A 6,031-nucleotide genomic window follows, 5' to 3' on the forward strand; every position below is an offset into this window, starting at 1 on the left:
GTGCTGAGTTATCGTTTGCACCTATTGGTTATGAACCATTTCACGGCTTATTCATGCCGGGCAAAAACAATGCTTTTCAACGCACGTCGATCCTAGTTCAGCCCCTCCAAGACCTCTGATGAACAGAGATTTTGGTGGAGCTGCCGGGTACCGCCCCCGGGTCCGCTGCATCTATTGCACATCGCAATTTATCACCATAGCCGGGCAAACCCGGCAACGCCCAATATAGGCGCTTTTTCGTGAATGGGAAGTGAAGGGCGTTACAGCCCCTGCATATTTCGGCTTTCGGCCGGAATATGGACAACTAACCCGTCGAGATCGGGGGTCAGGATAATCTGGCAAGACAAACGGCTTGTGCGCCTTGCACCGCTGGCGAGGTCAAGCATATCCTCTTCATCTTCAACAGACCGGGGGAGCTTATCGAACCAATCCTTATCGATGATTACATGACACGTCGAACAAGCCATCTGGCTTTCGCACGTCCCTTCAAGCGGCTGTCCGGCAGCTTGCGCAATGTCGAGGAGACTTTGCCCTTCGACACCATTAATTTCCTGAACATCGCCATCAGCGTTGATGAACGTAACTTTGATCATAACATCGCCTCTGCTGCACGGTTAATTGCATGGGCTGCAATATCAATCTCTTTGACTGTCGTATAGCGGCCAAAGCCCAAGCGGATGGAAGATTTTGCCTGTGCGTCCGTCAGGCCAATTGCCCGCAGCACATGGCTTGGTCGTCCCGAACCACTAGCGCAAGCACTGCCCGCGGAAAAGGCAAGGTTTCGGCATTCGGAGATCAACCGCGCAGCGTCCACTCCGTCACGGCGGATGTTAAGGTTACCTTTATAGCGTGCCGTAGCCGAACCGTTAATCGTCCAATCAGAAAACGCCGCCATAGCGTGGTCCCACAAAGTAGCCACATGCGCTGCGTCAGCCTCCATCCGATCCGCAGCCAATTTCGCTGCTGCGCCAAATCCCGCGCATAAAGCGGGCGATAACGTGCCGGAGCGCATGCCCTGTTCCTGCCCACCGCCAAGCATTTGTGGCGTGAGTGAAATCCCGTCACGCACCCATAAAGCGCCGATGCCCTTTGGTCCGTGCATTTTATGCGCGGAGATTGCTATTACATCCGGGTCGTTGGGGATGTCCATCCGACCGAATGCTTGCACAGCGTCACACAACAGCAGCCCGCCTTGTGCGTGCACGGCTGCTGCAATTTCAGCGATGGGTTGAATAGTCCCGATTTCGTTGTTCACGAGCATGAGGGCGAACAGTCTGCATTCTTCATTCGCACCCCCCGACGCGAAAGGTTTTACGAGGGCACCCGTTACACTTACCGGAAGAACGTCACCATGCCGCGCATGCACACAATCCAAAACCGCCGCATGCTCCGTCGCAGCAGCGCTTACCGGCAAACCACATCCTATAATCGCCAGATTAATCGCTTCTGTCGCGCCTGAGGTAAAGATCACGCGCCCGCCCGTTGGCAACAAAGCGGCGACCTGATCACGGGCCACCTCAACCGCAGCGGCGGCCGCCCTGCCCGCTGCATGGGCGCTGTGCGGGTTGGCAAAGCCGGTCTTCAGCCAAGGTTCCATCGCTGCAAATGCCTCAGGGGCAAGTGGCGTAGTTGCCTGATAATCGAGATAGATCATGCGATTTTTGACCGCCCGGCAATGCTGGACCACACGTCGATAAAGCGTTCGATCTCGCTGGCGTTGGTATCCGCACCAAAGCTGACCCGGATGACTTCAGATGCAGATTTATTATCCCAGCCCATGGCGCCAAGCACATGACTGGCCTTTAATGTTCCCGAAGAACACGCACTGCCAGCCGATACAGCAATGCCAGCCATATCGAAATTGATAAGCTGGCTTGAGGCTGCAACGCCTGGCATCCGGTAGCTGCCGATAGTCGCGAGCCGGTTGCTTGAAGCTGCCACAACCTCGCCGCCAGCGGCTACAATCGCATCTTCCAACATTTTGCGGAGACGAACCGCCGTCTCCATCCAAGCAAAACCCGCCTCAAGCGCTGCGGCAAATCCAATCGCTGCGGGCAAATTCTCAGTTCCACGCCGATAGCCTTGCTCCTGCCCGCCAGTGGGCGACAGCAGCCCAAGATTACGTACAAGCAATGCCCCCATACCCGGAGGCCCACCCAATTTATGCGCGGAAATCGAGATTAAATCCGCATCGGGCAGTGGTAATTTCCCAGCACTCTGCGAGCAGTCAGCGAAGAATATGCCACCAACTTTTCGCACAGCAGCTAAGATATCCGCCATTGGTTGTACAACGCCGGTTTCATTGTTCACCGATTGGACGGCAAACCGACCATTGCCGGTAATTGTAGTGATGTCGACATATCCATTATCAACAACAGGCACGCGTGTTGGGCCAGCCACCGCAAGCACCGCATCATGCTCGACTGAACTCGCCGCCGCCTCGGTGTCCCTTAAGCCAAGTGCAATGGCCTCGCTTGCCCCGCTCGTGAGAATAACCTCACCGTCCCAATTCAGCGCAGATGCTATCCGTCGGCGTGCGTCCTCAAGCGCAAAGCGGGCAGCTCTGCCTTCTTGATGCGGAGATGATGGATTGGCCCAGCGCAGCATCGCGTCTGCCATTGCCTCACGCGCCGCTGGAATAACCGGCGTGGTGGCAGCGTGGTCCAGATAGATACGTGGTTGGTTGGGCATAGTTTCCATGACAGTTGCGAAAATCGTCATTCCTTCTATATAGCGCTTCAACTTCCTGCAAAGCCCGAACCGTCGGGTACCGCTCGGCACACATTTCTAAGAATCGAACTATAATATGCCCGCAATTGCTATCCCTGGTCCAGAAGGCCGCCTTGAAGCGCGTTTTTCGCCGCCACCGCGCCCACGTACTCCGATTGCGATGATATTGCATCCGCACCCGCAAGCGGGCGGAACAATGAACGACCGCATCACGCAACAGCTTTACAAAACCTTTGTGGCCCGCGGATTTGGCGTGCTGCGCTTTAACTTTCGTGGGGTCGGTCGAAGCGAAGGCGAATTCGACAATGGCATTGGCGAATTATCCGATGCAGCGTCAGCGCTCGATTGGGTACAAAGTTTTCACCCCGAAGCATCAACGACGTGGATCGCAGGGTTCAGCTTTGGCGCGTGGATTGGCATGCAATTATTGATGCGCCGCCCTGAAATTCGCGGTTTCATTTCGGTTGCGCCACCGGCAAACATGTATGATTTCAGCTTTCTGGCGCCCTGCCCCTCATCGGGCATTATCATTCAAGGCGTGAACGACGAAGTCGTGAACCCGAATGCGGTGCAAAAGCTGGTCGATAAGCTCCGCACGCAACGGCACATCACCATTCACCACGACGAAATTCCGCGCGCTAACCATTTCTTCGAAAATGAAATGGATATGCTGATGGCATCCGTGAATAATTATCTCGACTTCAGGCTGGATCCTAACTCGCCGATCAAGTGAGTTAGCCAGCCTCGGTGACAAGGCTTTTGCCTTGCTTGTCGGGGACAACCCAGATCGCAACATTGGCGAATATGACCAATGCCGCTGCGACCATAAGCCACATTTGCTGGCTGCTCCCATCGCGTCGCCATCGTTTCCATGCGCCGAACAGCAGCAGGATGGCGGAAACCATGGCGATGGACAAAACGGCATTGAGCATTATCGCTACATAAAGATGGTGGATAAGCCGCGCAATCGGGGAAATTCAGCATGGCCTTTTGCAGCGTGCTCCCATAGGGCAGGCAAAGTCCGACTCATGTTGCTTCAGGATGTGCCATGCGAATAGCTATTGCCTCAGATCATGCTGCACTCGCGCTGAAGTCAGCGCTGGCCGACTATCTGCGCGGCTTGGGCCATAATGTCGCTGACCTTGGCCCGCATGACGAAACGTCCGTGGACTATCCCGATTACGGTTATAGCTTGGCAGCAGCGATAGCCGATGGTTCGGCCGAGCGCGGCATCGCCCTTTGCGGATCAGGCATTGGCATTTCCATTGCGGTAAACCGCAACCCTGGCGCACGTGCCGCCTTGGTGTCTGAACCGCTTTCGGCGCGGCTAGCGCGCGAACATAATGACGCCAACGTCATTGCCATGGGCGCTCGCCTGATTGGCATCGAAATGGCAAAAGCCTGTATTGATGCATTTCTCTTAACCGACTTTGGTGGTGATCGTCACCAACGCCGCGTTGACAAATTATCCAACCCAATCACTACCAAGGAACCAGCATGAGCACGCGTCCAGCAAATGATCTCTCCGATGTCCAGCCCGACGGATTCTTCACGCGCGGCCTGGCTGAAACCGATGCGGAAGTCTTTGCGGGTCTTGCGCATGAATTGGACCGCGAACAAAACCAGATTGAGCTAATCGCGTCAGAAAACATTGTTTCGAAAGCTGTGCTTGAAGCGCAAGGTTCGGTGTTCACAAACAAATATGCCGAAGGCTATCCGGGCAAGCGTTATTACCAAGGTTGCGCACCTTCTGACAAAGTTGAAACGCTTGCGATTGAACGGGCTAAGAAGCTTTTCAATGCTGGCTTTGCCAATGTACAGCCACATTCCGGGGCGCAAGCCAATGGCGCTGTCATGCTCGCTTTAGTTAAACCGGGTGACACAATTTTGGGTATGAGCCTTGATGCAGGCGGACACCTTACGCACGGGGCAAAGGCCGCGATGTCCGGCAAATGGTTTAACGCTGTGCAGTTTGGTGTAAATCCTGAAACGCACCTGATCGATTTCGACGAAGTTGAGCGTCTTGCAAAGGAACATCGGCCGAAAATCATCATCGCCGGTGGCTCCGCTTATCCGCGTATCATCGATTTCGCCCGCTTCCGCGCCATTGCTGACGAAGTTGGTGCGATTTTCCATGTCGATATGGCGCACTTCGCTGGCTTGGTTGCGGGCGGCGTGCATCCCAACCCACTTGAACATGCGCATGTGGTCACGAATACAACCCATAAAACGCTCCGTGGGCCCCGTGGGGGCATGATCATGACCAATGATGAGGCAATCGCCAAGAAGATCAACTCTGCCGTCTTCCCGGGACTCCAAGGCGGTCCATTGATGCATGTCATCGCTGCCAAGGCCGTAGCATTTGGTGAAGCGCTTCGCCCCGACTTTAAAACCTATGCCGCAGCAACAATTGCCAATGCCAAGGTACTTGCCGCCACGCTGCATAAACGTGGCGCCAACCTGGTTTCAGGCGGTACAGATACCCATTTGGCTTTGGTCGACCTCACCCCACTCGGGATTAGCGGGCGTGATGCTGACGAAGCGCTTGAGCGCGCCGCAATCACGTGCAACAAAAACGGCATCCCCAATGATCCGCTGCCCCCTGTAAAGACCAGCGGCATTCGCGTCGGTTCGCCTGCTGGCACAACCCGCGGCTTTGGCGCAGTTGAATTCCGTGAGATTGGCCATATGATTTCAGACGTTCTTGAAGGTCTGCGCCAAAAGGGCGAGCATGGCGATCCTGCCGTCGAGGCCGGAGTCCGTCTTCGTGTGCGCGAATTGTGCAGCCGCTTCCCAATCTACCCGTCTTGAATTATAAAGGTGACTTACCCATCTAATACACAGAAGGGAAATGACCATGGGATTTTGTAACGAGTGTAACGCCGAATATGCCAGCGGCTCGAAGTTCTGCGCCAATTGTGGCGCTAAAACGCCCGAGCAGCTTGCGGCCGAAAGCATTCCAAATCAGGCACGTCATTATGTTGGTGAAGCAGCCGATGATCTTTGGGGCGCGACCAAGGATGCGTTTCATACTGGTAAACATTTGGCAGACCAAGACACGGTTAAAAAAGTTGCCGGTGGTGCAGCCATTGGCGCAGCTGCTAGCATTATTGCTCCTATCGGGCTCGCCACAGGCGCGCTGATTGGTGCAGGCATTGTTGCGTACCGCCATGTAAACAAGAAAAAGAATCAGGAAAAATAATTGCGCTGCCCATTTTGCGGACATGACGATAGCCAGGTGAAGGACAGCCGTCCTACCGAAGACAATAGCGCGATCCGCCGTCGGCGGCAGTGCGAGGGT

At 55.0% G+C, this 6,031-nt stretch carries 8 protein-coding genes, 1 other RNA gene and 1 pseudogene; 5 read left to right on the forward strand and 5 right to left on the reverse strand.

The annotated features are described in order from the left end of the window. From ssrA to QE270_RS03785, 4 genes are all read right to left on the reverse strand, one after another. Positions 1-254, reverse strand: a transfer-messenger RNA (tmRNA) gene (gene ssrA, locus QE270_RS03770); the annotation flags it as partial. Between the two features lie 6 nt (positions 255-260). Further along, positions 261-593, reverse strand: a complete 333-nt coding sequence (locus tag QE270_RS03775; protein WP_300035364.1) for a 2Fe-2S iron-sulfur cluster-binding protein — start codon at positions 591-593, stop codon at positions 261-263. Beyond that, positions 590-1,654, reverse strand: coding sequence for a cysteine desulfurase family protein (locus tag QE270_RS03780; protein WP_300035367.1), 1,065 nt, complete (start codon positions 1,652-1,654; stop codon positions 590-592). Before QE270_RS03780 ends, QE270_RS03775 begins: the two co-directional genes overlap by 4 nt. After that, positions 1,651-2,721, reverse strand: a complete 1,071-nt coding sequence (locus QE270_RS03785) for an aminotransferase class V-fold PLP-dependent enzyme (RefSeq protein ID WP_300035370.1) — start codon at positions 2,719-2,721, stop codon at positions 1,651-1,653. The genes QE270_RS03780 and QE270_RS03785 overlap by 4 nt, the downstream gene beginning before the upstream one ends. A gap of 85 nt (positions 2,722-2,806) precedes the next feature. Here QE270_RS03785 and QE270_RS03790 point away from each other — a divergent pair, with 85 nt between their 5' ends. Continuing rightward, a complete protein-coding gene (locus tag QE270_RS03790; RefSeq protein WP_300035373.1) occupies positions 2,807-3,463 on the forward strand; it encodes an alpha/beta hydrolase in 657 nt (218 codons plus the stop codon). Between the two features lies 1 nt (position 3,464). On the opposite strand, the gene QE270_RS03795 is transcribed toward QE270_RS03790, so the two are convergent. Beyond that, positions 3,465-3,662: a hypothetical protein gene (locus QE270_RS03795; protein WP_300035377.1), complete on the reverse strand. Its 198-nt coding sequence runs from the start codon at positions 3,660-3,662 to the stop codon at positions 3,465-3,467. A gap of 116 nt (positions 3,663-3,778) precedes the next feature. Here QE270_RS03795 and rpiB point away from each other — a divergent pair, with 116 nt between their 5' ends. From rpiB to QE270_RS03815, 4 genes and pseudogenes are all read left to right on the forward strand, one after another. After that, entirely contained in the window at positions 3,779-4,231 is a 453-nt protein-coding gene (gene rpiB, locus QE270_RS03800; protein ID WP_300035380.1) for a ribose 5-phosphate isomerase B, read from the forward strand. Further along, positions 4,228-5,541, forward strand: coding sequence for a serine hydroxymethyltransferase (glyA, locus tag QE270_RS03805; protein WP_300035383.1), 1,314 nt, complete (start codon positions 4,228-4,230; stop codon positions 5,539-5,541). Before rpiB ends, glyA begins: the two co-directional genes overlap by 4 nt. A gap of 46 nt (positions 5,542-5,587) precedes the next feature. Next, a complete protein-coding gene (locus tag QE270_RS03810; protein ID WP_300035386.1) occupies positions 5,588-5,932 on the forward strand; it encodes a zinc ribbon domain-containing protein in 345 nt (114 codons plus the stop codon). Beyond that, positions 5,933-6,031 (forward strand): annotated as a pseudogene (locus QE270_RS03815) (transcriptional regulator NrdR); the annotation flags it as partial.

The organism is Sphingorhabdus sp. (assembly GCF_029865925.1).
Classification (GTDB): domain Bacteria; phylum Pseudomonadota; class Alphaproteobacteria; order Sphingomonadales; family Sphingomonadaceae; genus Sphingorhabdus_B.